This is a genomic window from Rhodococcoides sp. S146-33 (assembly GCF_059489205.1).
The window spans coordinates 169563-194725 of the sequence record NZ_JCAJWY010000003.1 but is presented as its reverse complement, the minus strand read 5'-3'; the positions used below and the strand labels follow the sequence as shown (position 1 = coordinate 194725).

The following is a 25163-nucleotide window of genomic DNA, read 5'->3' as shown; positions in this document are numbered from 1 at the left end:
GGACCGGTGACCGAATCGTCGAGTTCCCCCGCCACCGTCCTCGTCGTCGATGACGACGCCGACGTGCTGTCCTCGCTGCAACGCGGACTGCGCCTGTCGGGGTTCACCGTCATCACCGCATCCGACGGAGCGGAGGCACTCGGCGTGGTCTCCCGATCCACGCCCGATGCCATCGTGCTCGACATCAACATGCCGGTACTCGACGGAGCCAGCGTCGTGACCGCGTTGCGCGCCATGGGAAACGACATTCCGATCTGCGTGCTCAGTGCTCGAAGCTCGGTGGACGATCGCATTGCCGGGCTGGAATCCGGTGCCGACGACTACCTCACCAAACCGTTCGTACTGGCCGAACTCGTGGCGAGAATCCGCGCCATGCTGCGCCGACGCGGCACCAATCCGGTTGTGCCGGTGACAGATTCGGGGGTACCGAACTCGGCGGTGGCCATCGGGAGCCTCGTGGTCGACATCCCCGGCTATCGAGTACATCGCGGCGGAGTCGACATCGACCTGACCAAGCGGGAATTCGAGCTGCTGGCAATTCTGGCCCGGAACAAGGGCGTTGTCCTCACGCGTGAGCGACTGCTCGAACTGGTGTGGGGCTACGACTTCGTCGCCGACACCAACGTCGTCGACGTGTTCGTCGGCTATCTCCGTCGCAAACTCGAATCCGATGGTTCCCCGCGCATCCTGCACACCGTCCGCGGCGTCGGGTTCGTCGTCCGAGAAGCCGCATGAGCTTCTCGCTGCGCGCCCGCGTCGCCGCCGCCACGGCCTTGGGTGCCACCCTTGTCGTTGCGGCCCTCGCGGTGGTCACGTCGGTCGCCATTTCCCGCAACAACGTCAATCAGCTCGACGAGCGGCTGACGACAGCGTCGCAGGTGCTGGTTCCCAACTCGTCGACGCTGGAGGCCTTCATAGATCAACTCTCCGGCGCATTCGCCGTCACCATCCGTAGCGGTGACATTGTGGTCGCGTCGACACCGACACGGCTGCCCGCGCTGGAGACCGGATCGCAGACCGTCGACGTGGACGGCCAACGGTTCCGCGTCTATACGGCGGTGTCGACCGTCGTCTCCACCGTCTCCATTTCGATCGGAGTGCCGGCCCTCGAAGCACAACAGGTGACCGACGAGCAACAGAAACAAGTGCTCATGCTGGGGCTGGTTGCAATTGCCGTGTCCACCGGCCTGGGCTGGCTGTTCGGCGGGCGAGCCGTCAGACCGTTGGTGACGTTGACCCGGCAGGTCAGCGCTCAACCTCCGACCGCGCCCGACACCCGCACCGGTGTGACCGAGGCCGATGCACTCGCAGTCGCGATCGGCGGCATGCTGACCAGACTGAACGAGGCCCAGGACCGCACCAATGCCGCGCTCGACACCGCACGCGACTTCGCAGCCGTCTCCGCACACGAACTGCGCACCCCACTGACGGCGATGCGCACCGACCTCGAGGTCCTGCGAACCCTCGACCTCGAACCCGCGCAGCAACGGGAGATTCTGGGCGACCTGGAGCGAACGCAAGGACGCGTGGAGACCACGCTGACCGCCCTGGAACGACTGGCGTCGGGTGAGTTGTCCAGTGAGGGCGACAGAGTCGAGACCGACATCATCGACATCTGCGACGTCGCCGCCCAGGACGCGCAGAGACTGCACCCCGAGCTCGACATCCGCGTGGAGTCCGCTCCCGATTGCGAGATCACGATGCGCGCACTACCGACCGGTCTGCGATTGGCCGTCGACAACGTGATCGGCAATGCCGTTCGGCACGGCAACGCAACCTCGATCGTCATCACCGCCGAACGCGTGGACACGACGGTGCGAGTTGTGATCGACGACAACGGGTCCGGGGTACCCGTCGATGAACGCGAATCGGTGTTCGGCCGCTTCGAGCGCGGCACCAGGGCAGCCAAGGGTGGCTCGGGTCTCGGTCTGGCCCTGGTTGCGCAGCAGGCCGAATTGCACGGTGGCCGTGTCTACTTCACCGACAGTCCACTGGGCGGCGCGCGCCTGGTGATGGAGTTGCAGATTCGCTAGGGTCGGCATTCGTTACGCGGGAGAAACCCGCAGGATTGCCCGATGCGAGGAGTATGGACCGGTGCACTCGTCATCGGATTTCACCGTTCCCACTGTCGACATCTCGCCGTACGTGCGGGGTGCCCACTCCTCGAGGGCCGACGCGACCGCGCGCCGAAGCGTGGCGTCGGAGGTCGATCATGCATGCTGCACAGTCGGTTTCATGCAGATCGTCGGCCACGGCATCCCCGACGAGATCGTTGCTGGGCTCGCGTCGGCGATGGATTCGTTCTTCGGACTGGACCCAGCGCAGAAATCGGCCTACATCTGCCCGCCCGAGCTCAACCGCGGCTACACCGCACCGAAGAGCGAAACGTTGAGCCTGAGCCTCGGGCTCGATTCGGCGTCGGGCATGAACGACTACTTCGAAGCATTCAATATCGGCACCGGTGAGCCGAACACCTGGCCCGACTCGGTCGGGTTCCGAAGCGCCGTCGAACCGTATTTCGCCGAAGCCGGCCGCGTGGCACGCACGCTGACCGGGGTGTTCGCCGACGCACTCGGGGAATCGCCGAACCTGTTCTCACGCATCACCGATCAGTCGCTCGACACGCTACGAATGAACAATTACGCACTCGACCCGGGCACCGATGTACCGGACCGCGAACTCACCGGAATGAGCGAGCACACCGACTACGGATTGGTGACGGTGCTCTGGGCCGATCGGGTACCCGGCCTACAGGTCCTCGGTGCAGACGGACTGTGGCACGACGTGCAGCCTGTCGAGGGCGCAATGCTGGTCAATCTGGGTGATCTGACCGCCCGGTTGACCAACGATCGCTGGATGTCGACTCTGCATCGCGTGCGGCCACCGGTGTCGGGCGGGACGATCCAGCGCAGACGTTCTGCTGCCTTCTTCCACGACGGCAATCTCGACGCTGTGATCGCGCCGTTGGCCTCGTGCATCGAGGCCGGCGCAGAGCCCCGGTACCGACCGGTGACCGTGGCCGAACACATCAAGGCAAAACTGGCAGGTTCCCGAGGCGGGACGGCCAACGCCTCGGCAACCCGCGAAGCCGAGCGGGTACGTCGCGCTGTTACTTGACGTCGAGCAGATCGATGACGAACACGAGGGTCTTGCCGGAGAGGCGATGACCTGCACCGGCCGGGCCGTAGGCGAGCTCCGGCGGAATGGTGAGCTGACGGCGTCCGCCGACCTTCATTCCGGGGATGCCGTCCTGCCAGCCCTGAATCAGTCCCTGCAGCGGGAACTGAATGGATTCGCCGCGGTTCCAGGACGAGTCGAACTCCTCGCCCGAATCGAACTCGACACCGACGTAGTGCACCTCGACGGTGCCGCCTGCAACTGCCTCTGCGCCGTCACCTTCGACGAGGTCGACCGTCACCAAGTCCAAGGGTGCCGGTCCGGCCTGAAATTCGATCACTGGCTTCGTCACTGAAGTCTCCTGCGGTTGATGCCGGCCCGCCGACGCCGACTGTCGATCTGGGGCATATTCCGCTCCGACTTTACGTCGTGACGGTCAGCCAATCGGCGCTGGCATCAAATTCGTCTTGTATTCGCAGGTCAGAGCATTGCCGGTCGCGGGGTCGGTCATCTCCACCTTCCATGCGTCGGAGAACTGATTCACCCCGTGGTGCATCGAGATGGTGCCCGAGATCAACACCGTTCCACGCGAGAACAGTCCGCGCTCGGTGAGCACGTCCAGCCAGTACTGCGGGGCGAGAAGATCACCGAGAGTTCCCGATTGGATGAGCACTCCATCGGCCCACGCGGTCAGGGTGATCTCGTCCAGTCGGTCGGCCACCTCGCTCAAGCGCCATGCGCCGGTGCCGAGCACGTCGGGAGCCGCGTTCTTGCTCCACGCGACGCTGTGAACTTCGAGGTCCCGGTCGGTGTGATCGCATGCCACCGTGAGCAATACGTCCTCCATCGTGTCGCCCAAGACAACCAGGGCCCACTCGGCTTCACCCGAGGTGCGACCGTGTTGGACGGCGACGGCATCGGTCTGCTGCGCCAGGTACGGCGAGATGGGATACAGCGCCGGGGTCACCGTCGGGGCAGGGACGCCCAGTTCGGCAAGCTCGGCGATGTGCGACGCCACTTCTTCCTGGTTGCGACCGGCATAGCCCGCATTGAGCAGCGCGGTCACTTCAACCGACTCGGTCGTGCCGTCGGGCAGCGTGAATGTGAGCATCAGTAAGGACCCTCTCCTCGTAAATTTTCTGTTTCCGATACGCCCAAAGCCTTGCGCATACGTCTTGTATACAGCAAGTATGGAGCAGGTACAACGGATAGAGTGATCCCAGGCACACGAAGGAGTCGTCATGACCGAACCTGTTTCGGTGGATAGAAAGGGCCTGGCCAAGGCCTTTGCCGCCAGCCTGACCGGAACGGCATTGGAGTGGTACGACTTCGCCGTCTACTCGGCCGCCGCAGCGCTGGTGTTCCCGCTCGTCTTCTTTCCGGACAGCGACCCACTGACCGGAACACTGCTGGCCTTCTCGACGTACGCCGTCGGGTACATCGCCCGTCCGGTCGGTGGATTCGTCTTCGGACGTCTCGGCGACGTCATCGGGCGTAAACAGCTACTCGTCATCACCCTGCTGTTGATCGGCGTCACGACATTCGCCATCGGCTTGATCCCCGGCTACGACACCATCGGCATCGCGGCCCCGATCATCCTCGTCACGATGCGGTTCTGCCAGGGAGTTGCGGTCGGCGGCGAGTGGGGCGGAGCCGTTCTGCTCTCCAGCGAATACGGCGATCCCCGCAAACGCGGCTTCTGGTCCTCGGCAGCCCAGATCGGACCACCGGCAGGCAACCTGCTCGCCAACGGCGCACTCGCGATCCTGACACTGTCACTGACCGACCAGCAGTTCGAGTCCTGGGGATGGCGGGTCGCATTCCTCTTCTCGGCCGTACTCGTCGGGTTCGGTTTGTGGATCCGCCTGAAGCTCGAGGACACCCCGGTGTTCAAGGCGCTCCAGGAGAGCGGCGACCGCTCCGAGGCACCGATCAGCGAGGTGTTCAAGACCGAACTGCGACCGCTGTTGGCGGGCATCATGTCTCGTGTCGCACCCGACGTCATCTATGCAATGTTCACGGTCTTCTCGATCACCTACGGAACCCAGAAGTTGGGCTTCGAGCGCAGCGAGGTACTCACGGCCATTCTGATCGGATCGGCATGCCAACTCGGCCTGATACCGCTCGCCGGAGCAGTGTCCGACCGCATCAACCGGCGCCTCGTGTACGGCGTCGCGGCCGTCGGCGGTGTTGCCTGGAGCGCGATCTTCTTCCTCGTCATCGGCGGCGGATCGCTACCGCTCCTGATCCTGGGAGTCGTTGTCGGCCTTGCATTCCACTCGTTCATGTACGGGCCACAGGCAGCCTTCGTCACCGAGCAGTTCAGCGTGCGATTGCGTTCCACCGGTAGCTCGTTGGCGTACACGATCGCCGGGGTGTTCGGTGGCGCGATGGCCCCGCTGATCTTCGTGTACCTGTTGGACAAGACGGACAGCTGGGTGCCGATCGCCGGATACATCGTGATCGTCGGAGCGGTGACACTCGTCGGCCTGGCACTCGGCCGCAACCCCGACCCCACCGAGGACGAGCACTACGTACTACTGAACCAGGAGCACGAAAACGCTACGCGCGCAGCAGAGTCTGAAGTGTGACCTCGAGGTGAGCGTCGATCTTCTCGTGTACCAGGCCTTCATCGCCCGCACCGAGTGCGTCGATGATGGCCTGGTGCTCGGCGCACACCCGATGCTGCCGGTTGGCCGCGGTGAACAACGCACTCAAGCCCACGCGAAGCTGGCGCGCTCGCAGACCGGCGTACGTACGCGAGAGCAGTTCGCTTCCCGCCGAATCGATCAGACTCTGATGAAACGTGCCGTCCCAGTCGATGAACTGCTTGGGTGCATCCGCATCGGCCGAGTTCATCAACAATTCCTGCTGCGTCAGCGCGTTCTGCATCTGCTCTATCGGCGCATCACCGGCGCGCAGCGCTCGGGTGGCTGCATGCCGCTCGAGGACACCGCGCAGATCCATCAGTTCGGCGATCTGCCGTCCGGACATCGCCGGCACGTGCGCGCCGCGCTTGGGCACCATCTCGACCAGGCCCTCGGACTGCAACATGAGCAGCGCTTCACGAACCGGTGTGCGCGATACGCCGATTCGCGTGGCGAGCTCTTGCTCGTTGAGAAAAGTGCCGGTGGCGGCCGGTGACGACAGCACCTGATCGCGCACGAACAGGTACGCCTTCTCCCTCCCCGACAGCGGCTGCATACGATATGTATACCTGTCTTCCTCCGACGAAACCAGGAGTCACACCGTGAGCTCGTCCATTCGCATCAGCCTCGCCCAGATCACCAGCGGCGAAGACCCCACCGAGAACCTCGAACTCATCGAGACCCACACCCGCGCCGCAGCTCACGCCGGATCGGACGTCGTCGTGTTTCCGGAGGCGACGATGCGCTGCTTCGGCGGACCCATCCGAAAGTTCGCACAGCCTCTCGACGGCGAATGGGCCGACGCGGTGCGGTCCATCGCGTCCGATGCCGGGATCACCGTCGTCGCCGGAATGTTCACCCCCGCGGCAGATGACCGAGTGACCAACACACTGCTCGTCACCGGCCCCGGCATCGATGCGAGCTACGACAAGATACACCTCTTCGACGCGTTCGGATTCGCCGAATCCGACACCGTCGCACCGGGTTCGGACCCACTGGTGGTGGACATCGCCGGAGTTCGGGTGGGCTTCGCGACCTGCTACGACATCCGCTTCCCGGCGCTGTTCCAGAAGCTCGGCGACCTCGGTGCGGAACTCGTTCTCGTTCCGGCATCGTGGGGATCGGGTGACGGCAAAGTGGACCAGTGGACCCTGCTCGCCCGCGCCCGCGCGTTGGATTCGACGACGTTCATCGCAGCCTGCGACCAAGCCGAACCCGCTGCCGCCGAAGGAAAGGCACCATTGGGCGTGGGCCACAGCATCGTCTGCTCCCCCACCGGCGAGATCCTCGGTCAGCTCGACGCGACTCCGGGCATGCTGACCATCGACATCGATACCGCAATGGTCGACGCCGTCCGGAAAACGCTGCCGGTGCTGAAGAATCGCAAGCACTTCGACGCCTGACGGTGCCGCGAACTCGAAGTTATGGATGGATTCCGGCCGAAATACGTCCATAACCTCGAACTCGGCGCGCGCACTCGGCCGTCCCGCAGCGAGATCGCAGTTATGCAGCCGAAAGTGGCCATATCGCCCGCGTAACTGCGAACTCGACGCAGGCCGACAACAACAACGCCGCCGACTCCCAATGGGAGCCGGCGGCGTTGTTGTGAAGCAAGAACTAGCGGGAGCTGACGTCCTGGTAGTCGCGCTCGGTGTAGCCGGTGTAGATCTGGCGCGGACGGCCGATCTTGCCGGTCGTGTCCTCGTTCTGCTCGCGCCAGTGCGCGATCCAACCGGGGAGACGGCCCATTGCGAACAGCACCGTGAACATGCGCGGCGGGAAGCCCATCGCGCGGTAGATCAGGCCGGTGTAGAAGTCCACGTTGGGGTAGAGCTTCCGCTCGACGAAGTAGTCGTCGGTGAGAGCGGTCTCTTCGAGCTTGAGGGCGATCTCGAGCAGTTCGTCGCCATTGCCCAGCTTGCCGAGGATCGTGTGCGCAGTTTCCTTGACCAGCGTCGCGCGCGGATCGAAGTTCTTGTACACCCGGTGTCCGAAGCCCATGAGCTTGACGCCGTCTTCCTTGTTCTTCACTCGACGCAGGAAGTCCGTGGCGTCGCCGCCCTCGGCCTTGATCTTGTCGAGCATCTCGAGCACGGCCTGGTTGGCTCCACCGTGCAGCGGGCCCCACAGCGCATTGATGCCACCGGAGATCGAGGTGAACAGGTTGGCCTGCGAGGATCCGACGAGGCGCACCGTCGACGTGGAGCAGTTCTGCTCGTGGTCGGCGTGCAGGATGAGCAGCATGTCGAGTGCCTTGACGATCTCGGGATCGACCTCGTACGGCTCGGCGGGGAAGCCGAACGTCATGCGAAGGAAGTTCTCGACCAGGCTCTTCGAGTTGTCCGGGTACAGGAACGGCTGGCCGACCGACTTCTTGTAGGCGTAGGCCGCGATGGTCGGCAACTTCGCCAGCAGGCGGATCGTGGAGAGCTCGACCTGCTCGGGATCGTTGGGCTCGAGCGAATCCTGGTAGTACGCCGACAGTGCGTTGACTGCGCTGGACAGCACCGGCATCGGGTGCGCGTTGCGCGGGAAGCCGTCGAAGAACCGCTTGAGGTCCTCGTGCAGCAGCGTGTGGCGACGGATCCGGTCGGTGAACGTCTCGAGCTCGTCTGCGGACGGCAGCTCCCCGTAGATCAGCAGGTAGCTGACCTCGATGAACGACGACTTGCCCGCAAGTTGTTCGATCGGGTATCCGCGGTAGCGCAGGATGCCCGCGTCACCGTCGATGTACGTGATGGCCGACTTGGTCGATGCGGTGTTGACGAACCCGCCGTCCAATGTCGTATAGCCGGTGGTGGCCAGCAACTTTCCCAGCTCGATGCCGTTGTTGCCTTCGGAAGCCTCGGCAATCGACATGGAGTACTCGCCACCGGGATAGGTGAGGGTGGCTTTGGCATCATTCTCAGCGGGCACGAATGGTCCCTCTCGAACTCGTGTAACGGACACGTACTTGAAGCGGACAGTTCTAACGTCGATAGTGAAACTAGTCTCTCGACGCCTCGGACGCCCAGGGAGGGTCGGCACCGGGGCGCGAAACCGTGATTGCCGCTGCCTTCGCGGCGAAATCGAGCGCTTGTTGCCAATCTTGCTTGCTCATCGCTTTGACCGCGTTCGATGTGATAATGGTCTCCTTCTCCAAAAAGCTGAGCAGGGCACCGTGGACGGTGTCACCTGCGCCGATCGTGTCGACGACATCGACGGCCACACCCGGCACCGAGATTTCGTCGGACGCGGTGAAGACCGAGATTCCGTCGCCGCCGCGCGTCATGACCACTGCGGTGACCCCGGCCGCGAGCCAGTCGTCGACGGTGGTCCCCTGCGTTCCCAGCCCCAGCCAGTACGAGTCGTCCTCGGACACCTTGAGGATGTCGATGCTGGGCAACCACGAGCGAAAGCGGTCACGGAAACCGTCGGCAGTGATGTCGCCGCTGGTGCTGTCGATGGCGGCCGGCCGGATATTGGGGTCGAGCATCGTGAGCTTGCCTGCCGCCCGCGCCCGATGCAGCAATCCTGCGTACATCGATGCACCGGGCTCGTAGAGCAGAGACAACGTGCCGAACGAGAGCACGCTGATCTCGTCCGGGAGATCGCCAGGATCGGCCACGAGCCGGTCGGCGGTGCCGTCGGCATAGAAGGAGTACTCGGCGCTGCCGTCCTCGGCGAGGGTGGTCATCGCCAAGGTGGTCGGTTCGTCGCCGCGCTGCACCCACGAGATGTCGACGCCTGCGTCGCGCAGACTCGCCAGAATCTGCTCACCGAACGAGTCGCGCGAGATCCGTGAGAGGTACGCAACCGGCGAACCCAGTCGACCGATCGAGATGGCGACGTTGAACGGTCCGCCGCCGAGTTTGGGTGAGAGCAGCGGTCCCTCGTGCACCGGAACCAAGTCGACCAACGCTTCACCGCACACCAATATCGTCACTTCTCGTACCTCATTCCCCAGGTACCCGACCAGGTTTGCCCCGGCTCGAGCACGATCAGATCGATCTCGGAGTTCAGCGCATCGGGCGGGCACGTCATCGGTTCGATCGCCAACGCCCGGCCCCTCTCGGGATAGGCCTGATCGTTGGCCGGATCGGCGGTGAACACCTGTACCCAGCCGAAGTTCGCGTCGGTCCACAACACGGTCGCGGTGCCGTCGGGGCCACGCAGAACATGATTCGCACGGCCGTCGCCGTCGGGCAGCGACGCACTGAACGGGGTATCGAGCTGTACGCCCTGCAGCGTCCGTGGCTCCCGGAAGTCGTACTCGGTATCGGCCGTCGGCACCGAATTGCCCACGGGCAGATTGCGCACCGGATCGAGCGGTAGCCGGGTCCCGGCCGAGAGTTCGAGCGTGCACTCGTCGAGCGGCACGTCCCCGACCCGGGCATAGGTGTGAAAACCCATCCCGTAGGGCGCGGCGGACTCACCGGTGTTCTTCGCAGACGCAGTCACGGTGAGACCGTCCGCCGACAGCTCGTGGACCACCGTCACCGTCAGCGAGAACGGCCAACCCTGATGCGTCCCGACGTCCACGCTCTGCTCGACGCGATCGTCGGTGTGCTCCACCAGAGTCCATGCCACCTTGCGGACGAATCCGTGGCTGGCGTTGTTCCGTGAGGGCTCGGAGATCTCCAACCGATGTTCGACGCCTTCGAAAGCGAAGGTCCCGTCGGCCGTCCGGTTGGGCCACGGGGCCAACACCAGCCCCGCCGACAGCGGCGGCTTGCTGCCGGCCTCCCAGGTTTCGGTGAGCGCAGCGCCGTCGTACTCGAGAACCCGCAGGCCCGCTCCGACGGCAGCGATGTCTGCCCGATATTTGCCGCTCGTCAACGAGTAGGTCTGTTCGTCACCCATGAGAACCATTCTTTACTACGACACCCACTCGGTAGCGGATGAATGCCGGGAGAGCCAGCGCAGCAATCGAAACACCGATGACGACCAGCACGCCGCCGCCGGCCGCAGCAGCTGCCGTCCCCACCGACGCGGCTGCGGCCCCGTGCAGCACATCGCCGATACGAGGCCCTCCCGCCACGACGACGATGAAGACACCTTGAAGTCGGCCGCGCATCTCGTCGGTAGCGACGGTCTGCAGCATCGTGCTGCGGAACGCCGCGGAGATCATGTCGGCCCCGCCGCCGAGAGCCAGGAACGCCAGCGCGAACCACAGGGCAACGGCGGTCGCCCCGTCGGTGGCCGCGCCGACGGCCAGCCCGAAGCCGATCATCGCCACGCCCCACACGACGATGCAAATCAGCACTGCCAGGCCTTGCCTACGCACGCGCGGAAGCCAGCCCGAGAACACTCCACCCACCACCGCGCCTGCGGACATGGCCGCGAACAGCATGCCCAGCACCGGTCCGCCCGACGCCGGATCACCGAAGCTCTCGTGTGCAATCTGCGGAAAGAGAGCCCTGGGCATACCGAACACCATGGCGATGATGTCGACGACGAACGATGCCAGCAGCACCTTCTGGGTGGCGAGATATGCGAAACCGTCGAACACCGAACGCAATCCGGCTCGCTGACCCGACTTCGCCGGCGGAATTCCCGGCAACCGAATCACGGCCCACAGTGTTGCGAACAGTGCGATGGTGTCGATCAGGTAGAGAGTCTCGAGCCCGATGTAGTAGATCAGAATGCCTGCACTGAGCGGGCCTGCGATCGCGCCGAAGTTGAACACCGTCATGTTCAGCGAGTTCGCAGCCGGTAGCTGTTCGGCCGGCAGGATCCTCGGCAGAATCGCGCTGCGGGTCGGCTGATTGACCGCGAAGAATGCCTGCTGAATTGCCAAGAGCGCCAGGATGATCCACACATTGTTCAGTTCGAGGAACGCCTGCAGCCAGAACAGTGCGGATGTTCCGATCAGGCCGCAGGTGGTGATCATCAACAGGGTGCGGCGATCCATCACATCGGCCAGCGCACCGCCCCACAGACCGAACACGATCAGCGGTACGAGAGCGAACACACCCGTCAGACCCACATAGGCCGAGCTCAGCGTGATCTGGAATACCTGTTGCGGCACAGCCACGATGGACAGCTGGGCACCGATGACGGTGACGATGTTCGCCAACCACAACCGGCGATAGGCCGGGGTCTTCAGCGGTGTCGTGTCGGCAAGTATGCCGCGCAATCCGCTCACGGCTGCAGACGCTCGATCACACCACTTGCCAACGTGATGCGGATCCTGTTGTGCATCCGACTGGTTCGGCCCTGCCAGAATTCGACCGTCTCGGGCTCGACGCGAAAGCCGCCCCAGTTCGGTGGCACCGGCACGTCGATACCGTCGAACGTTGCGGTGACCTCGGCCAACTTGGCGGCCAGGTCTTCACGCGAGCCCACGGGTCGCGACTGTTCGGACGCCCACGCCCCCAGCTGGGAGCCGCGCGGCCTGGTGCGCCAGTAGGTTTCGGTGGTCTCGGCGTCGACCTTGACCACCGAGCCGCGCACGGTGAGCTGCCGGGCACTCGCGATCCACGGGAAGGTCACCGACGCGTAGGGATTCGCCGCGAGTGCGCGGCCCTTGTCCGAGTCGTAATTGGTGTAGAAGACCACGCCGTCGGCATCGAGACCCTTGCACAGCACCGTCCGAGTAGCGGGTCGGCCTGCCTCGTCGACAGTCCCCAACACGATGGCGTTGGGCTCGGGTAGATCTGCCGCCACAGCGTCGGCCAACCACTGCTGCGCCAGTGGGAGCCACCCGCCGGCCAGAGCATCGATATCGAGGTCCTCGGGCTCGCCGTAGTCGACTCGCATGTTCGCCAACCGCTGTTCATCTGCAGACACGAACCCAGACGCTACTCCCGCGTACATGCTCGCTATGGTTCTGGCACAGTACGCCCGCATGCGGCGCAGAGCCGGGCGTAAACGCGACGAGGGAGTCCACAGGCCATGGCTGTTCAACACGTTCCCGAGGATTTCGTGCCCGGTCTCGAAGGTGTCGTCGCCTTCACCTCCGACATCGCCGAACCCGACAAGGACGGCGGCGCACTGCGCTACCGGGGTGTCGACATCGAAGAACTCGTCGCGCAGAACGTCACCTTCGGCGACGTGTGGGCCCTGTTGGTCGACGGCGAATTCGGCCGCGGTCTCCCGCCGGCCGAACCGTTTCCCCTTCCCATCCACACCGGCGACGTCCGCGTCGACGTCCAGGCGGGCCTGGCGATGCTCGCCCCCATCTGGGGCTACCAGCCGCTGCTGGACATCGACGACACCACCGCCCGCGACAACCTCGCCCGCGCCTCGGTGATGGCCTTGTCCTACGTCGCCCAGTCCGCTCGCGGCATCTACCAGCCCGCCGTTCCGCAGAGCCGCATCGATCAGGCTGCCACAGTCACCGAACGCTTCATGGTCCGATGGAAGGGTGAGCCCGACCCCGCCCACGTCGCCGCTATCGACGCGTACTGGGTCTCGGCCGCCGAGCACGGCATGAACGCATCGACGTTCACCGCACGCGTGATCGCCTCCACCGGGGCCGACGTCGCCGCCTGCCTGTCCGGTGCAATCGGCGCGATGTCGGGCCCACTGCACGGTGGGGCGCCGGCCCGCGTACTGCCGATGATCGAGGAGGTCGAGAAGACCGGGGACGCTCGCGCGCTGATCACCGGGATCCTGGATCGCAAGGAGAAGCTCATGGGCTTCGGGCACCGCGTGTACCGCGCCGAGGACCCCCGAGCCCGCGTGCTGCGCGCCACCGCCAAGCGCCTGAACGCTCCACGGTACGAGGTTGCCGCCGCGCTCGAACAGGCCGCGTTGACGGAACTGCGCGAACGCCGGCCCGATCGGGCCATCGAGACCAATGTGGAGTTCTGGGCCGCCGTGATCCTCGACTTCGCCGAGGTTCCGGCACACATGATGCCCGCCATGTTCACCTGCGGTCGTACCGCCGGCTGGTGCGCCCACATTCTGGAGCAGAAGCGACTGGGCAAGCTCGTTCGCCCCGCGGCCCTCTACACCGGACCCGAACCGCGCACCCCCGACTCCGTCGACGGCTGGGAGCTGATCCGGTAGTCGACGGTGTCATGGCACCCGACTAACCTGTGGGTGCCATATTCCCTCGACGCTAGGACGCGCTACTCCATGGCCGATTTGCCGATCATTCCCGCCGACCTTCTTCCCGCCGACGGACGCTTCGGTTGCGGCCCGTCCAAGGTTCGCCCCGAGCAGCTGCAATCCCTGGTCGACGTCGGCGCGTCCGTGTTCGGCACCAGCCACCGGCAGAAGCCCGTCAAGGACGTCGTCGGACGCGTACGCAGTGGATTGAAGGACCTGTTCTCGCTGCCCGAGGGCTACCAGGTGGTACTCGGCAACGGTGGCACCACCGCGTTCTGGGACGCCGCTGCGTTCGGACTCATCCGCGAGAAGTCGCTGCACCTGACCAACGGTGAGTTCAGCTCGAAGTTCGCCTCGGTGGCCAAGAACAACCCCTTCATCGGCGATCCGATCGTCGTCAAGGCCGAGCCGGGCAGTGCGCCCGAACCCACGTCCGACCCATCCGTCGACCTCATCGGTTGGGCACACAACGAGACGTCCACCGGCGTGGCCATCCCGGTCAGCCGTCCGGCCGGCTCCGAGAACGCCCTCGTCGCGATCGACGCCACCTCCGGTGCCGGCGGTCTTCCGGTCAACGTCGCCGATTCCGACGTCTACTACTTCGCACCGCAGAAGTGCTTCGCCGCGGACGGTGGGCTGTGGGTTGCGTTGATGAGCCCGGCCGCGCTTGCCCGCGTCGACGAGATCGCCTCCAGTGGCCGTTGGGTTCCGGACTTCCTGTCGTTGCCGATCGCCGTCGACAACAGCAGCAAGGATCAGACGTACAACACCCCGGCAGTGGCGACTCTGCTGTTGTTCGCGGATCAGATCGAGTGGCTCAACGGCAAGGGCGGCCTGGATTGGGCCACTGCGCGCACCGCCGATTCGTCCTCGCGCCTGTACGACTGGGCCGAGAAGAGCGAGTTCGCAACGCCGTTCGTGACCAACCCTGATCACCGCAGCCAGGTTGTCGGAACCATCGACTTCGACGAGAAGGTCGACGCAGCTCAGGTCGCCAAGATCCTGCGGGCCAACGGCGTCGTCGACACCGAGCCGTACCGCAAGCTCGGCCGCAACCAGTTGCGTGTCGGTATGTTCCCCGCGATCGAGCCGGACGACATCACCGCGCTGACGAAGAGCATCGACTGGGTCGTGTCCACCCTGAGCTGATTGCCAGCAAGCTCCCAGCTGGAGTGCTCCCTTCGAGGCCTACACTTGCGTTGAAGTACGCAAGCGTAAAGACCTCGGAGGGAGCGCTCGTATGTTCAGGCTCCTGGCTTTCGCACTCCGGGTTCGCGTGACACTGATCTACTGCGTCCTCGAGGTGGCAGGCACGGTGGCGCTCGGACAAATCGGACCACACGATCGCTGGCACGTGCTGCATGCGGCGAGTACCAACCTGCACAATCTGACCGACGGCCATCTTGCCACCCTCGTCACGAGCGTCTTTCTCACCGAAGGCCGGGTGAACTGGCTGTGGCTGGCCAGCGTCGCACTCTTGTTCGCCGTCGCCGAATGGATGTCCGGTTGGCGACGATTCCTGCTCACGTTCAGCGCCGGCCACGTCGGCGCGACGGTGCTGGTTGCTGTCGGGCTGTTCATCGGCATCCGCGCCGATTGGCTGGCCGACTCGCTGGCGATGGCCGTCGACGTCGGGGTCAGCTACGCCGCAGCAGCGGTGGCCGGGTCCATGATCAGGTTCCTGCCGATGCCGTGGCGACCGGTCTGGGCTGCACTGTGGATCGGGGTCGTCGCCGTCAGCGGCATTCAGAGCCCGTCGTTCACCGCCGTCGGGCACGCTCTCGCCCTGACTATCGGCCTCGGCCTGGGCGCGCTGTACTTACACAGGGACGGATCGGCATTGCGCCACAAGGCAATTGACGCAACTTCGGGCGATCGAGTGCAGCCGAGCCCGCAGCTGTCTACGCTCTGGTAGAGAAACGATCGTCGGCGGAAGCGATGCGTGTCGAACACCCACCGAGGACATCGGGTGAACTAGGGTCGAATTCGACGGTATCGCGAGCCGGCGCGATGAGGAGGTCACAGTGCGAGACTTACATGTGGTGGGTCTCGAGGCCGACGGAAAGTTCGTCGTCTGCGCAGATCCCAAGACCGGCGACAGATTCCGGCTTCCAGCCGACGACAAACTCCGCGCAGCCTCACGCGGCGACATCGCTCGACTAGGACAGATTGAGATCGAAATGGACAGCTTGCTGCGGCCGAAGGAAATCCAGGCTCGAATTCGGAGTGGAGCGACCATCGAACAGGTCGCCGCCGATTCCGGAATGGCCGTCAGCCGCGTCGAGGTGTTCGCTCACCCCGTTCTGCTCGAACGCTCACAGGCTGCGTCGATGGCTCAGGCAGGTCATCCGCTGCGCCACGACGGACCCGCCGTCCAGACTCTGCTCGATGTCGTCACACTCGCCTTCCGCGCTCGCGGGCACAACCTCGACGACGCCGAGTGGGATGCGTGGCGCGACGAGGACAACAAGTGGGTCGCACAGCTGAAGTGGCAGGCGGGACGCACCACCAACAAGGCGCACTGGCAGTTCCTGCCCGACGGACACGGCGGCACCATCGCGCCACTGGACGACACCGCACACGAACTGATCGATCCCGACTTCGGACGTCAGCTACGTGGCCTCGCTCCGGTACGCGCCCTCGCGCCTGCAGCGGCAGACGACGAAGCCTCACAGCAGAGCTTCGACGAGTACTACGGCACCACCTCGGACAGTGAACTGGACGCCGAAACCGTCGACATCGAAGACGACGAAGCCCCGGCTCCCGACGTCGATCAGCCGCGCGAGCCGGTGGCCAGAGACCCCAAACCCGCCCCCAAGGCTGCACCCGGACACGGTGGTAAGGACAAGCGCGGCAAACCCGCCATGCCATCCTGGGAAGACGTCCTGCTCGGAGTACGCAGCAGCGGTCACAACTGACGTCGTAGATGACCGATTCACCGCTCGGTGACAAATCGCCGACGCTCACGCCGTAGGCTTTCGACGAAGCTTACGGAGAGAGAGGTGCCGGTAGTGGGGGCCAAAGCGTCAACGATCTGGTACGTGGACACACCGGATCCGATTTCTGTACTCCGAGAGGCGACCACCTCGGACTGGAATGCTGCGACGGCCCTCGTCGGCCGCCTCTACCCCCACCTGACCGCTGTGCCCCTCGCACAAGGTCCGATATCGACATCGGCAGGGGTGGACGACGATCACGTCTTCATCGGCTGCTATCCGGGCGTGACCGTGGTGTGCGGGTCCAATCTTTCGGTGCCGACACCGTCGACGCTTCCCGAATCGTTCACTCGCCCTCTGGCATCCGAGCACACCTACCTCGTCGCGTCGGATCCCCAGCACGCGTGGGGAGCGTTCGCCTACTGGGAACGCGGTGAGTTTCGGCGATCGTTCAGCGCTACTCCGGTGTACATCTACGAGGACGCGGGCCTGCCGCTGGTGTGGGAGCGATCCTTCTGGGCCGGTGAGCATCCGCTGATCTATCCCCCCGGAGTGATGCCGGATCCGCAGTCACTGCCGTTCCACCCGCAGGAATTTGCCGAGGCCGCCAACGCCGAATGGCTCGGATTCCGCTACACCGGTGCCCCGCACGCAGACGAGTTCGATCCGGCCACCCTGCCGGTCTGCGGTTTCACGATGTACGTTCCCGGCCAGGAGCCGCAGCGTCAGAATGTCGAGGCCCAGAACGCACCCGCACCGGAATCGACCGAACCAGCACCGCGACCGAAGAAGCGTTGGTTCTCGCGAAAATAGTGGCTCGGTATGGGCACCGTTGCACACAACGATCGCCGGTCGACGGGTTTCCGTCGATCGTGAACGGTAGTGCGCAACCCTGCCCGCGGTCGGTCAGAACGCCAGGGCCGCCAGGGCCACGAAGCTCAGTAGCGCACCGACACTCGCACCGTAGACAGCCCAGCGCCACACCGGGACGCGGAGCCACCGCAGGACCGTCGGGGCTGCGCCTGCCACGACGACGAGGTTGAGGCCTATCGCGAGCAACGGATGCACTCGCGCCAGTTCCAGTCCGAACGCCGCCAGTGCCACCGCCACGAGAATCGCCGAGACCACGGCGATCGGAAGACCGGTCCACAGATTGCCCGGGTCGCGATCGGTCACGTCAGACGCACCCGTTCGTAGAACCCCATCGCCGCCGCTGTCGCGACGTTGAGCGAATCGGTGCCAGGTGCCATCGGGATGCGCGCGCGAATGTCGGTGGCGCGCATCGCATGTTCGGTCAGACCCGGGCCCTCTGCGCCGAGCAACAGCGCCACCTTCTCCCCCGTCATCGCCGCAGCCAGCGACACGGCTTCCGGATTGGGTGTGAGCGAGATCAGCTGAAAGCCGTGCGCACGAACACGATCGAGGCCGCGCGGCCACTCGGGCACCTTCGCGAAGGGCACCCGCAGCACGTGCCCCATCGAGACCCGTACCGACCGCCGGTACAGCGGATCCGCACACGCGGCACCGAACAGCACAGCGTCGACGCCGAGGCCTGCTGCATTACGGAACATCGACCCGAGATTCTCGTGATCGTTGACGCCCTCGAGGATCGCCACCGTCGTGGCGTCGGCCAGCACCTCGTCCAGATCGAGAGCAGGCGGCCTGTTTGCCGCCGCCAACACTCCACGGTTGAGATGGAAGCCGACGACCTCGGCCATCACCTCGGCCGACGTCCGATAGAACGGAACATCCGATTCGGCGAGATCATCGCGCAAGGCGTCGAGCCGTCGATTCACGCCCAGCAGGCTGATCATCGGGAAGCGCGAGGTCAGCAGGCGCTGCGCAACCAGCACACCCTCGGCGATCACCAAGCCCTTGCCCTCAGGCAGATCGGGTCGCTTGTCCGAGGAGTTGAGGTCGCGAAAATCGTCCAGCCGGGGGTCGAGAGGATCGTCGACATCGATTACATGAACCACCCGCTCATCTTGTCACCCGGCTTTTCCGGGACTCCGTCGGCGAAGGCCTACTTCTATATGGAAAAGTAAAGAGCGATGACTACCGACGAATCGATCACCATCCGTACCGCCACCGACGACGACTGGGATGCCGTCGCGCTGCTCGACGCCCATGCCTTCGGCGAGCACCAGAACGCCGAGGACTTGGCGGAGACGCAGATCCTGACCCAGTCCGAGCACGTGTACCTGGCGTGGGACGGCGAGACCCCGGTGGGTGTGGCCATGCACTTCCCGATGTCGGTCACCGTTCCCGGTGGTGCGCAGGTCGAGGCGTCCGGAGTCTCCTGGGTGTCCGTCGCGCCGACGCATCGTCGACGCGGCATCCTGCGGTCGATGTTCACCCAGCAGCACCGCGCTCTGAACGACGCGGGCGCGCCGCTGTCTTTGCTGACAGCCAGCGAGGCGACGATCTACGGACGCTTCGGGTACGGCCCGATCACCGAGGAGATCAGCGTCTCGATCGACCGTCGGTTCGCTCAGTTCCGCAAGGACGCTCCCCCGGCGACGGGCGTGCGACTGATCGAATCGGCCGAGGCCACCGAATTGCTCCCGGACATCTACCACCGGTGGCAGCAGCAGACCGCAGGCGCGCAGCCCAAGCCACCGATTCGGTGGGAACGGTTCTTCGCCGACCGCGAGAACCGGCGCGGCGGACTGACGGCACTGTTCTTCATCGTCCATCCCGACGGCTACGTCGCCTACCGACGCGGACGCAACCCCAGCCGGGTGGTGGTGGAGGAATTCATCGCGGTGACCGACGACGCGTACGCAGCGCTGTGGCAGATCCTGGTCGGAGTGGACCTGGTCGACACCATCGAGGTCCGACAGGCACGCGACGAAGCACTGCCGTTCTTGCTGACCAACAATCGGCTTCCGAAGGTCACCGCACACCACGACGCTCTGTGGGCCCGCATCATGCACGTCGAGGCAGCGCTCGAGGCGCGGACCTACGCTCTCGACACATCGCTGATCATCGCTGTCCGAGATCCGTTCCTCGACGCAGGCGGTACCTACTCGTTCAGCGTCACCGATGGCACAGCGACCTGCACCCGGGTGGAATCCGAACCGGACATCGAACTGGACATCGATGTGCTGGCCAGCATCTATTTCGGCACCCACCGGGCTCGGTTGTTCGCCGCGGCGAATCGCCTCACCGCTCGCACCGAGGAATCCCTGCATGCGCTCGATCTGACATTTGGAACAGCGCGCCCGGCCGTTATGGGCTGGGGTTTCTAGAGCGGGCTGTTCGGCTTGTCGAGCGCGGTCGCCGAGCCGCCCTGCATCCGGAGGGCGGCGCACAGCGTCACCGCGATGAGCACCGTCATGTAGGCGATGAATTCGAAACTGCCGTGGCTGCTCGTGGCGTGGTAGAGCAACGGTGCCGTGCCCCCGAAGAGGGAGTTCGCGACGGCGTAGCCGAAGCCGACCCCCAGCGCCCGGATGTGTGGGGGAAACACCTCCGCCTTGGCGATGCCGTTCACGGACAGGTAGCACGTGAGCACGATGAACGCGCTCACCAGGATGACGAAGACCACGGGCGGGGACGTCTCCTGGGTAGCGGTCAGCACCAGCGCCCCGGTGGCAGGTATCCCCAGCACCCCGAATACGACGAGCAGAGGCTTTCTGCCGATGCGGTCGCTCAGTGCGCCGCCGATCGGTTGGAGCACCATCAGCACCACGAACGCGGCGAGCACCAGACCGGTCGCGGTGAGCTCTCCCCGGTCGCCGTCCGCGGCGAAGAACGTCTCGCGAACGATCGAGGGAACCGTGACGGTGTAGGTGTAGAACGCCGCGCTTCCTCCCGCGGTCAACAGAAACACCCACATCAGCGGACGCCAATGACCGCGAAACAGTGCTCCCATCGTGGCGTCCCGGTCGGCCTGGGGTGCCGTCGGTTCTCGCGGGGCGCGATCGAGCCCGCGCGCCCACCAGAGTGACGCCAAGCCGGCCGCACCTCCCGCGGCGAACGCGAGGCGAAAGCCCCACTCCGAGATTGCCGCTCGGTCGGTGCTCGCGAGCAGCACGAGTAGACACGTCTGCGCGAGCACGAGGCCGCCGACGATGGTCGCGGCCTGGAACGAGGCGAAGAATCCGCGATGACCGCGCGTGCCCGACTCGGAGAGCAGCACCGTCGCCGCCGCATATTCGCCACCGGTGGCGACGCCCTGGACGATGCTCACGACCGCGAGGATCACCGCCGCCCAGGCACCGATCGCGTGGACCGTGGGAGTGACCGCCAACGCAACCGATCCGGCCGACATCAGCGTGACTGCTGCGACGAGCGCGAACTGTCGGCCTCGCACGTCCGCGAGCCTGCCGAACAGCCACGATCCGAGCGGGCGTACGACGAAGGTCAATGCGAAGAGTCCGTAGACGTACACGAGTGAATCGTCCGAGGCCGGATCGAAGAACTCGGTCCGGAAATACGGCGCGAAGGTCGCGTAGAGATACAGGTTGAACCACTGCACCAGGTTCGGCACCGAGCCCACCAGAATGACGCGCATCTGCGTACGACGGTCGGGGCTCGCCGACTCGGTGCGATTCACGAGCTGAAAGTACCCGAACACGTGGCAAACAGGGCGAAACCGGGAAGCACATGACTTTTGTCATGGCTGGACCGTGACGCTGTCACTCCAAGTCATGATGCGCTGCACTGTTTTCGGCGGTTCGGGCGCAGCAGACTCGTAGTCATGAAGCAACCAGACGAAGGAAATCTGTTCACCGATCTGATGGAGATCGGGCCGGCTCCGACGATGGCGCGTGAGATCGTCGTCATCGTCATCAGCTTGGCCATTGTCGCCGTGCTCTTCGCGATCGTCGGCACGTCCCTTCCGGCGTTCGTCGCACTCGGCGTCATCGTCGCCTTCATGGGCGTCCGGTTCGTCATCGGACTGCGGCACTGGGAGAAGCAATCATGACCATCATCGACGTCGACGGAATGACGCGGCGCTACGGCTCGGGCAAGAACGCGTACGAGGCCGTCCAAGCCCTCGATCTGCATATCGCCGAGGGCGAGCTGTTCGGATTGTTGGGCACCAACGGTGCCGGCAAGACCTCCACTCTCGAAGTGATCCAGGGTCTTTCGCGGCCGAGCAAGGGAACGGTCCGGATCATGGGAATGGATCCGGTGGCCGATCGCCGTAAGGTGCGCCCGTCTCTGGGCATCATGCTGCAGAAGGGCGGCCTGCCGCAGGATCTGACAACCGCCGAGAGTCTGCGGATGTGGGCCGGCACCTGCAGTGATCCGTTGCCGGTAGCGGAGGTGCTCGGCCGCGTCGATCTGGCCGATCGCGCCGACACTCGGGTGAAGTTTCTCTCCGGCGGGGAGCAACGTCGACTGGACCTCGCCTGCGCGATCATCAGCCGTCCGCGCATCCTGTTCCTGGACGAGCCGACCACCGGGCTCGATCCCGAAAGTCGTCGCAACACATGGCGATTGATTCAGGAGCTGAAGAACTCCGGCGTGACGATCATGTTGACGACTCACTACCTGGACGAGGCCGAGTCCCTGTGCGATCGACTCGCGATCATGCACCGCGGCAGAGTCGTTCGCAGCGGCACCGTGGACGAGGTGGTCGCCGACCACCCGGCGAAGATCGAGTTGAAGGCCCCCGGCACGGCATTGCCGTCGCTGCCCGGTACGTCGATCGACGTCTCGGGTGACACCGTCTCGATCCAGACATCATCGGTACAGGACACGCTCACCGACCTGCTCGTGTGGGCCCGCACCAATGGCGTCACTCTGCACGGTCTGGATGCCCGCGCGGCATCACTGGAGACCGTGTTCCTCTCCATCGCAGACGAATTCGACAACTCCACCGTGAACGACCCAGCTATCGAAAAGACCGAGGTGATGAGCGCATGAGCACGATGACCGCCCTGTCGCGAGCAGAATTCACACTGCTCGGACGCAACCGAGTACTTCTGTTCAACGCGATCGTCATGCCGTTGATCTTCCCTATCGCGCTGCTGATCATCGGCAGCCGGAGTGACGGCGGACTGAAAGACGCAGGCGTCGCGAGTGCGTTGGAGATCTTCGCATTGTTCCTGGTGGTGCTCGTGGTCTACTACAACATGCTCTCGGTCTACGCCACACGTCGAGACGAGTTGGTGCTCAAGCGACTTCGCACCGGCGAGAGCTCGGACGTCCAGATCCTGCTCGGCCCCGCAATACCCTCGCTGATCCTCACCGTCGCCCTCAGTCTGATCGTCGGAGCTGTGGTGATCGCCTTCGGCGGGCCAGTTCCCGTCAACGTGCTGCTCGTCGCCGTGGCCCTCCTCGGCGGTGCCGGGCTGTTCGCCGCACTGGCACTGATCACCTCGGCCTTCACTCGCAACGCCGAAGCGGCACAGATCACCAGCCTGCCGGTCATTCTGATCGCGTTGGCCGGCTCGGCCGCGCTGCGCGGCGTCGTCCCTGATTCACTGAGCAACGTCATCGACCTGACCCCCATGGCCGCGGTCTCGGACCTGCTGAATCTGGGCTGGTTCGGTAACACCACCCCCGGCGACGCGTCGCTCGGATTTGCCGGCACCTTCGGCGAGGCCGCCATGCCTCTGGCGGTGATGCTGGCCTGGATCGTCGGAAGCCTGCTGATCGCCCGGACGCACTTCCGCTGGGAACCGCGGTCCTAGACCGCCCCCTTCCCCGTCCATCTGCAAGGCTGGAGACCATGAAGCTGTACGAGTACCTGAATCCACTGCACGGCTGGAACGACAGCAGTGCAGTGGACAAGGTACGCGTCTACACCCGCCAGTCGTTTCTGCTGATCTCCGTCGCTGTTGCCGTGGCAGGGATGCTGACGTCATTGCAGTTCGTCGACTATCTCTCGATGGCAGCGATCGCGGCCTGCTCCGCCGCCGCCTTCGTGGTCGTGCAGCGCACCCCCGCACTCGGCGGCGAGTCGACGGCCGACCCACGAATCCCGTTGGCGATCCTGGCCGTCGCCGCTGTGGTCCTGGTCGCCGGCGGGACCACGAGCAACACCCTGTGGGCCGGCGTATTGGTCACCACCGCAGTTGCGACCCGGATTCCATTGCGATGGTCTCTGGTGGCGGCCGTCGCCGCCGCTGCGCTCGCGGCGGCTCTGGGAACCCCGGCAGTGGAAACTCTGATACTCGGCGTCTTCATAGCCTTCATGGCGTTCACCGTGCAACTGTCGGCGTGGTTGCTGCGCATCGTCACCGAACTCGACGCCACCCGCGACGCCGCGGCTGCGCTGTCGGTAGCGGAGGAGCGACTGAGGTTCTCACGAGACCTGCACGACGTCGTCGGACGAGCGCTCTCGGCCATAGCCGTCAAGAGCGAACTCGCCGCGACGCTGGCTCGTCGAGGTGACGACCGAGCGGCGGGCCAGATGGACGAGGTTCGCATTCTGGCCCAGGAATCCATGGCCGACGCCAGAAAGCTGGTTCGGGGTTACCGATCGGTCGATGTGGCGTCGGAACTCGACGGAGCTCGATCGCTGCTGTCCGCCGCAGGTATCTCCACCGAACTGATCGGCGAGACGTCGGTCCTGTCCGAGCGCGCGGCCGAGGCGGCCGCCTGGGTGGTTCGTGAGGGAGTGACGAACATTCTGCGACATTCCGAGGCCACGTATTGCCGGATCGAGCTGACCGACAACAGTATTCGACTGATCAACGATCATCCGCAACCATCGACCGGCCGCGACGACGGCACCGGCCTGAGCGGCCTGCGCGAAAGGTTGGTCTCGGTCGGAGGCACCCTGGACGCGCAGAAGACCACCGAAGCGTTCACCCTCACGGCGGCGCTGCCGACCCAGAACCCGAGGACCACATCATGATTCGAGTTCTACTGGCCGACGACGAGAATCTGATCAGAACGGCACTGGCGACCATGCTCGATCTGGAGGACGACATCGAGATCGTCGGTCAGGCCGACTCCGGTGAGCAGGCGCTGACCGTGGCCGCCGAACTGGCACCCGATGTGGCAGTGCTGGATTTGCAGATGGGCGGCATCGACGGCATCGAGACGGCCCAGAAGATTGCCGAAACCCTGCCCGCCTGCGCGTCGATCATCGTAACCAGCCACGGTCGACCGGGTTACCTGAAGAAGGCACTGGAGGCGGGAGTGCGGGGGTTCCTGCCGAAGACCACCTCGGCCGCCACCCTCGCCGAGGTGGTGCGCACCGTGCACGGCGGCGGGCGCTACGTCGATCCGACACTCGCCGCGGAAGCCATCGGGGCCGGCGACTCACCGCTCACACCGCGTGAGGCCGACGTGCTCGAATTCGCCGCCGATGGCGCATCCATAGCGGAGATCGCACAGCGCGCACATCTGTCTCCGGGGACCACCCGCAATTACCTGTCCGCCGCCGCTGCGAAGCTCGGCGCGGCGAACCGGCACGAGGCCTGCGCACTGGCTCGACGCCACGGGTGGATCTGACGCG

27 protein-coding genes are annotated in these 25163 nt (G+C 64.9%); 16 read left to right on the top strand and 11 right to left on the bottom strand.

Going from position 1 to position 25163, the window contains the following annotated elements:
* Positions 1-6: 6 nt before the first annotated feature.
* The 3 genes from AC5WEY_RS16590 (at position 7) to AC5WEY_RS16580 (ending at position 3117) form a co-directional block, all read left to right on the top strand.
* Positions 7-735, top strand: a complete 729-nt coding sequence (locus AC5WEY_RS16590; RefSeq protein WP_495646718.1) for a response regulator transcription factor — start codon at positions 7-9, stop codon at positions 733-735.
* On the top strand, positions 732-2033 hold the full coding sequence (locus tag AC5WEY_RS16585) for a sensor histidine kinase (RefSeq protein WP_495646717.1): 1302 nt from the start codon (positions 732-734) through the stop codon (positions 2031-2033). The genes AC5WEY_RS16590 and AC5WEY_RS16585 overlap by 4 nt, the downstream gene beginning before the upstream one ends.
* A gap of 61 nt (positions 2034-2094) precedes the next feature.
* A complete protein-coding gene (locus tag AC5WEY_RS16580; protein ID WP_495646716.1) occupies positions 2095-3117 on the top strand; it encodes an isopenicillin N synthase family dioxygenase in 1023 nt (340 codons plus the stop codon).
* On the opposite strand, the gene AC5WEY_RS16575 is transcribed toward AC5WEY_RS16580, so the two are convergent.
* Positions 3110-3469, bottom strand: coding sequence for an FKBP-type peptidyl-prolyl cis-trans isomerase (locus tag AC5WEY_RS16575; RefSeq protein ID WP_057479261.1), 360 nt, complete (start codon positions 3467-3469; stop codon positions 3110-3112). The two genes, AC5WEY_RS16580 and AC5WEY_RS16575, sit on opposite strands and share 8 nt — an antisense overlap.
* A gap of 84 nt (positions 3470-3553) precedes the next feature.
* Entirely contained in the window at positions 3554-4228 is a 675-nt protein-coding gene (locus AC5WEY_RS16570; protein ID WP_057479262.1) for a DUF2848 domain-containing protein, read from the bottom strand.
* Positions 4229-4358: 130 nt separating this feature from the next.
* On the opposite strand from AC5WEY_RS16570, the gene AC5WEY_RS16565 reads away from it, so the two are divergent.
* Complete coding sequence (locus AC5WEY_RS16565; RefSeq protein WP_495646715.1) at positions 4359-5708, top strand: MFS transporter; 1350 nt, start codon at positions 4359-4361, stop codon at positions 5706-5708.
* On the opposite strand, the gene AC5WEY_RS16560 is transcribed toward AC5WEY_RS16565, so the two are convergent.
* Positions 5680-6321, bottom strand: a complete 642-nt coding sequence (locus AC5WEY_RS16560; RefSeq protein ID WP_495646714.1) for a GntR family transcriptional regulator — start codon at positions 6319-6321, stop codon at positions 5680-5682. The genes AC5WEY_RS16565 and AC5WEY_RS16560 overlap by 29 nt on opposite strands.
* A 46-nt stretch (positions 6322-6367) precedes the next feature.
* Between AC5WEY_RS16560 and AC5WEY_RS16555 the strand changes: the two genes are divergently transcribed.
* Positions 6368-7168 (top strand): carbon-nitrogen hydrolase family protein, encoded by an 801-nt coding sequence (locus AC5WEY_RS16555; protein ID WP_495646713.1) that lies wholly within the window; start codon positions 6368-6370, stop codon positions 7166-7168.
* 214 nt (positions 7169-7382) lie between these two features.
* Here AC5WEY_RS16555 and AC5WEY_RS16550 read toward each other — a convergent pair whose 3' ends face one another.
* The 5 genes from AC5WEY_RS16550 to pdxH form a co-directional block, all read right to left on the bottom strand.
* On the bottom strand, positions 7383-8681 hold the full coding sequence (locus AC5WEY_RS16550; RefSeq protein ID WP_082521158.1) for a citrate synthase: 1299 nt from the start codon (positions 8679-8681) through the stop codon (positions 7383-7385).
* Positions 8682-8751: 70 nt separating this feature from the next.
* The gene (locus AC5WEY_RS16545) at positions 8752-9690 is read right to left on the bottom strand and encodes a carbohydrate kinase family protein (protein WP_057479266.1); all 939 of its coding nucleotides are present in this window, start codon (positions 9688-9690) and stop codon (positions 8752-8754) included.
* Positions 9687-10607, bottom strand: coding sequence for an aldose 1-epimerase family protein (locus AC5WEY_RS16540; protein ID WP_495646712.1), 921 nt, complete (start codon positions 10605-10607; stop codon positions 9687-9689). Before AC5WEY_RS16540 ends, AC5WEY_RS16545 begins: the two co-directional genes overlap by 4 nt.
* The gene (locus tag AC5WEY_RS16535) at positions 10600-11883 is read right to left on the bottom strand and encodes an MFS transporter (RefSeq protein WP_495646910.1); all 1284 of its coding nucleotides are present in this window, start codon (positions 11881-11883) and stop codon (positions 10600-10602) included. The genes AC5WEY_RS16540 and AC5WEY_RS16535 overlap by 8 nt, the downstream gene beginning before the upstream one ends.
* Positions 11884-11888: 5 nt before the next feature.
* Entirely contained in the window at positions 11889-12563 is a 675-nt protein-coding gene (gene pdxH / locus AC5WEY_RS16530) for a pyridoxamine 5'-phosphate oxidase (protein WP_495646711.1), read from the bottom strand.
* Between the two features lie 78 nt (positions 12564-12641).
* On the opposite strand from pdxH, the gene AC5WEY_RS16525 reads away from it, so the two are divergent.
* The 5 genes from AC5WEY_RS16525 (at position 12642) to AC5WEY_RS16505 (ending at position 17551) form a co-directional block, all read left to right on the top strand.
* Entirely contained in the window at positions 12642-13760 is a 1119-nt protein-coding gene (locus AC5WEY_RS16525) for a citrate synthase 2 (protein ID WP_495646710.1), read from the top strand.
* Positions 13761-13829: 69 nt separating this feature from the next.
* Positions 13830-14951: a phosphoserine transaminase gene (gene serC / locus AC5WEY_RS16520; protein WP_495646709.1), complete on the top strand. Its 1122-nt coding sequence runs from the start codon at positions 13830-13832 to the stop codon at positions 14949-14951.
* A gap of 91 nt (positions 14952-15042) precedes the next feature.
* Positions 15043-15717 carry a rhomboid-like protein gene (locus tag AC5WEY_RS16515; protein ID WP_495646708.1) on the top strand — a complete coding sequence of 225 codons (675 nt, stop codon included), beginning with the start codon at positions 15043-15045 and terminating at the stop codon, positions 15715-15717.
* Positions 15718-15826: 109 nt separating this feature from the next.
* The gene (gene sepH, locus AC5WEY_RS16510) at positions 15827-16720 is read left to right on the top strand and encodes a septation protein SepH (RefSeq protein ID WP_057479271.1); all 894 of its coding nucleotides are present in this window, start codon (positions 15827-15829) and stop codon (positions 16718-16720) included.
* 123 nt (positions 16721-16843) lie between these two features.
* Positions 16844-17551 carry a DUF6928 family protein gene (locus tag AC5WEY_RS16505; RefSeq protein WP_495646707.1) on the top strand — a complete coding sequence of 236 codons (708 nt, stop codon included), beginning with the start codon at positions 16844-16846 and terminating at the stop codon, positions 17549-17551.
* A 93-nt stretch (positions 17552-17644) separates the two neighbouring features.
* On the opposite strand, the gene AC5WEY_RS16500 is transcribed toward AC5WEY_RS16505, so the two are convergent.
* Both AC5WEY_RS16500 and AC5WEY_RS16495 read right to left on the bottom strand, forming a co-directional pair.
* Positions 17645-17914, bottom strand: coding sequence for a DUF2537 domain-containing protein (locus AC5WEY_RS16500; protein ID WP_495646706.1), 270 nt, complete (start codon positions 17912-17914; stop codon positions 17645-17647).
* Complete coding sequence (locus AC5WEY_RS16495) at positions 17911-18714, bottom strand: TrmH family RNA methyltransferase (protein WP_495646705.1); 804 nt, start codon at positions 18712-18714, stop codon at positions 17911-17913. Before AC5WEY_RS16495 ends, AC5WEY_RS16500 begins: the two co-directional genes overlap by 4 nt.
* A gap of 75 nt (positions 18715-18789) precedes the next feature.
* Between AC5WEY_RS16495 and AC5WEY_RS16490 the strand changes: the two genes are divergently transcribed.
* Complete coding sequence (locus AC5WEY_RS16490; protein ID WP_495646704.1) at positions 18790-19989, top strand: GNAT family N-acetyltransferase; 1200 nt, start codon at positions 18790-18792, stop codon at positions 19987-19989.
* Here AC5WEY_RS16490 and AC5WEY_RS16485 read toward each other — a convergent pair.
* The gene (locus tag AC5WEY_RS16485) at positions 19986-21299 is read right to left on the bottom strand and encodes an MFS transporter (protein WP_495646703.1); all 1314 of its coding nucleotides are present in this window, start codon (positions 21297-21299) and stop codon (positions 19986-19988) included. The genes AC5WEY_RS16490 and AC5WEY_RS16485 overlap by 4 nt on opposite strands.
* A 144-nt stretch (positions 21300-21443) precedes the next feature.
* Here AC5WEY_RS16485 and AC5WEY_RS16480 point away from each other — a divergent pair, with 144 nt between their 5' ends.
* From AC5WEY_RS16480 to AC5WEY_RS16460, 5 genes are read left to right on the top strand one after another with little or no spacing between them, the layout of a single operon-like run.
* Positions 21444-21671 carry a hypothetical protein gene (locus tag AC5WEY_RS16480; protein ID WP_174557234.1) on the top strand — a complete coding sequence of 76 codons (228 nt, stop codon included), beginning with the start codon at positions 21444-21446 and terminating at the stop codon, positions 21669-21671.
* Positions 21668-22618, top strand: a complete 951-nt coding sequence (locus AC5WEY_RS16475; protein WP_495646702.1) for an ABC transporter ATP-binding protein — start codon at positions 21668-21670, stop codon at positions 22616-22618. Before AC5WEY_RS16480 ends, AC5WEY_RS16475 begins: the two co-directional genes overlap by 4 nt.
* Positions 22615-23388 (top strand): ABC transporter permease, encoded by a 774-nt coding sequence (locus AC5WEY_RS16470; protein ID WP_495646701.1) that lies wholly within the window; start codon positions 22615-22617, stop codon positions 23386-23388. Before AC5WEY_RS16475 ends, AC5WEY_RS16470 begins: the two co-directional genes overlap by 4 nt.
* 38 nt (positions 23389-23426) lie before the next feature.
* A complete protein-coding gene (locus AC5WEY_RS16465) occupies positions 23427-24557 on the top strand; it encodes a sensor histidine kinase (RefSeq protein ID WP_495646700.1) in 1131 nt (376 codons plus the stop codon).
* A complete protein-coding gene (locus AC5WEY_RS16460; protein ID WP_057479281.1) occupies positions 24554-25159 on the top strand; it encodes a response regulator transcription factor in 606 nt (201 codons plus the stop codon). Before AC5WEY_RS16465 ends, AC5WEY_RS16460 begins: the two co-directional genes overlap by 4 nt.
* Positions 25160-25163: the final 4 nt, after the last annotated feature.

Bases quoted from the DNA above. Each gene is read 5' to 3' on its own strand.
- AC5WEY_RS16585 (WP_495646717.1), top strand. From the start codon at position 732: ATGAGCTTCTCGCTGCGCGCCCGCGTCGCCGCCGCCACGGCCTTGGGT.
- AC5WEY_RS16515 (WP_495646708.1), top strand. From the start codon at position 15,043: ATGTTCAGGCTCCTGGCTTTCGCACTCCGGGTTCGCGTGACACTGATC.
- AC5WEY_RS16475 (WP_495646702.1), top strand. From the start codon at position 21,668: ATGACCATCATCGACGTCGACGGAATGACGCGGCGCTACGGCTCGGGC.
- serC (WP_495646709.1), top strand. From the start codon at position 13,830: ATGGCCGATTTGCCGATCATTCCCGCCGACCTTCTTCCCGCCGACGGA.
- AC5WEY_RS16560 (WP_495646714.1), bottom strand. From the start codon at position 6,321: ATGCAGCCGCTGTCGGGGAGGGAGAAGGCGTACCTGTTCGTGCGCGAT.
- AC5WEY_RS16565 (WP_495646715.1), top strand. From the start codon at position 4,359: ATGACCGAACCTGTTTCGGTGGATAGAAAGGGCCTGGCCAAGGCCTTT.
- pdxH (WP_495646711.1), bottom strand. From the start codon at position 12,563: ATGTACGCGGGAGTAGCGTCTGGGTTCGTGTCTGCAGATGAACAGCGG.
- AC5WEY_RS16540 (WP_495646712.1), bottom strand. From the start codon at position 10,607: ATGGGTGACGAACAGACCTACTCGTTGACGAGCGGCAAATATCGGGCA.
- AC5WEY_RS16525 (WP_495646710.1), top strand. From the start codon at position 12,642: ATGGCTGTTCAACACGTTCCCGAGGATTTCGTGCCCGGTCTCGAAGGT.
- AC5WEY_RS16460 (WP_057479281.1), top strand. From the start codon at position 24,554: ATGATTCGAGTTCTACTGGCCGACGACGAGAATCTGATCAGAACGGCA.
- AC5WEY_RS16470 (WP_495646701.1), top strand. From the start codon at position 22,615: ATGAGCACGATGACCGCCCTGTCGCGAGCAGAATTCACACTGCTCGGA.
- AC5WEY_RS16480 (WP_174557234.1), top strand. From the start codon at position 21,444: ATGAAGCAACCAGACGAAGGAAATCTGTTCACCGATCTGATGGAGATC.
- AC5WEY_RS16490 (WP_495646704.1), top strand. From the start codon at position 18,790: ATGACTACCGACGAATCGATCACCATCCGTACCGCCACCGACGACGAC.
- AC5WEY_RS16465 (WP_495646700.1), top strand. From the start codon at position 23,427: ATGAAGCTGTACGAGTACCTGAATCCACTGCACGGCTGGAACGACAGC.
- AC5WEY_RS16570 (WP_057479262.1), bottom strand. From the start codon at position 4,228: ATGCTCACATTCACGCTGCCCGACGGCACGACCGAGTCGGTTGAAGTG.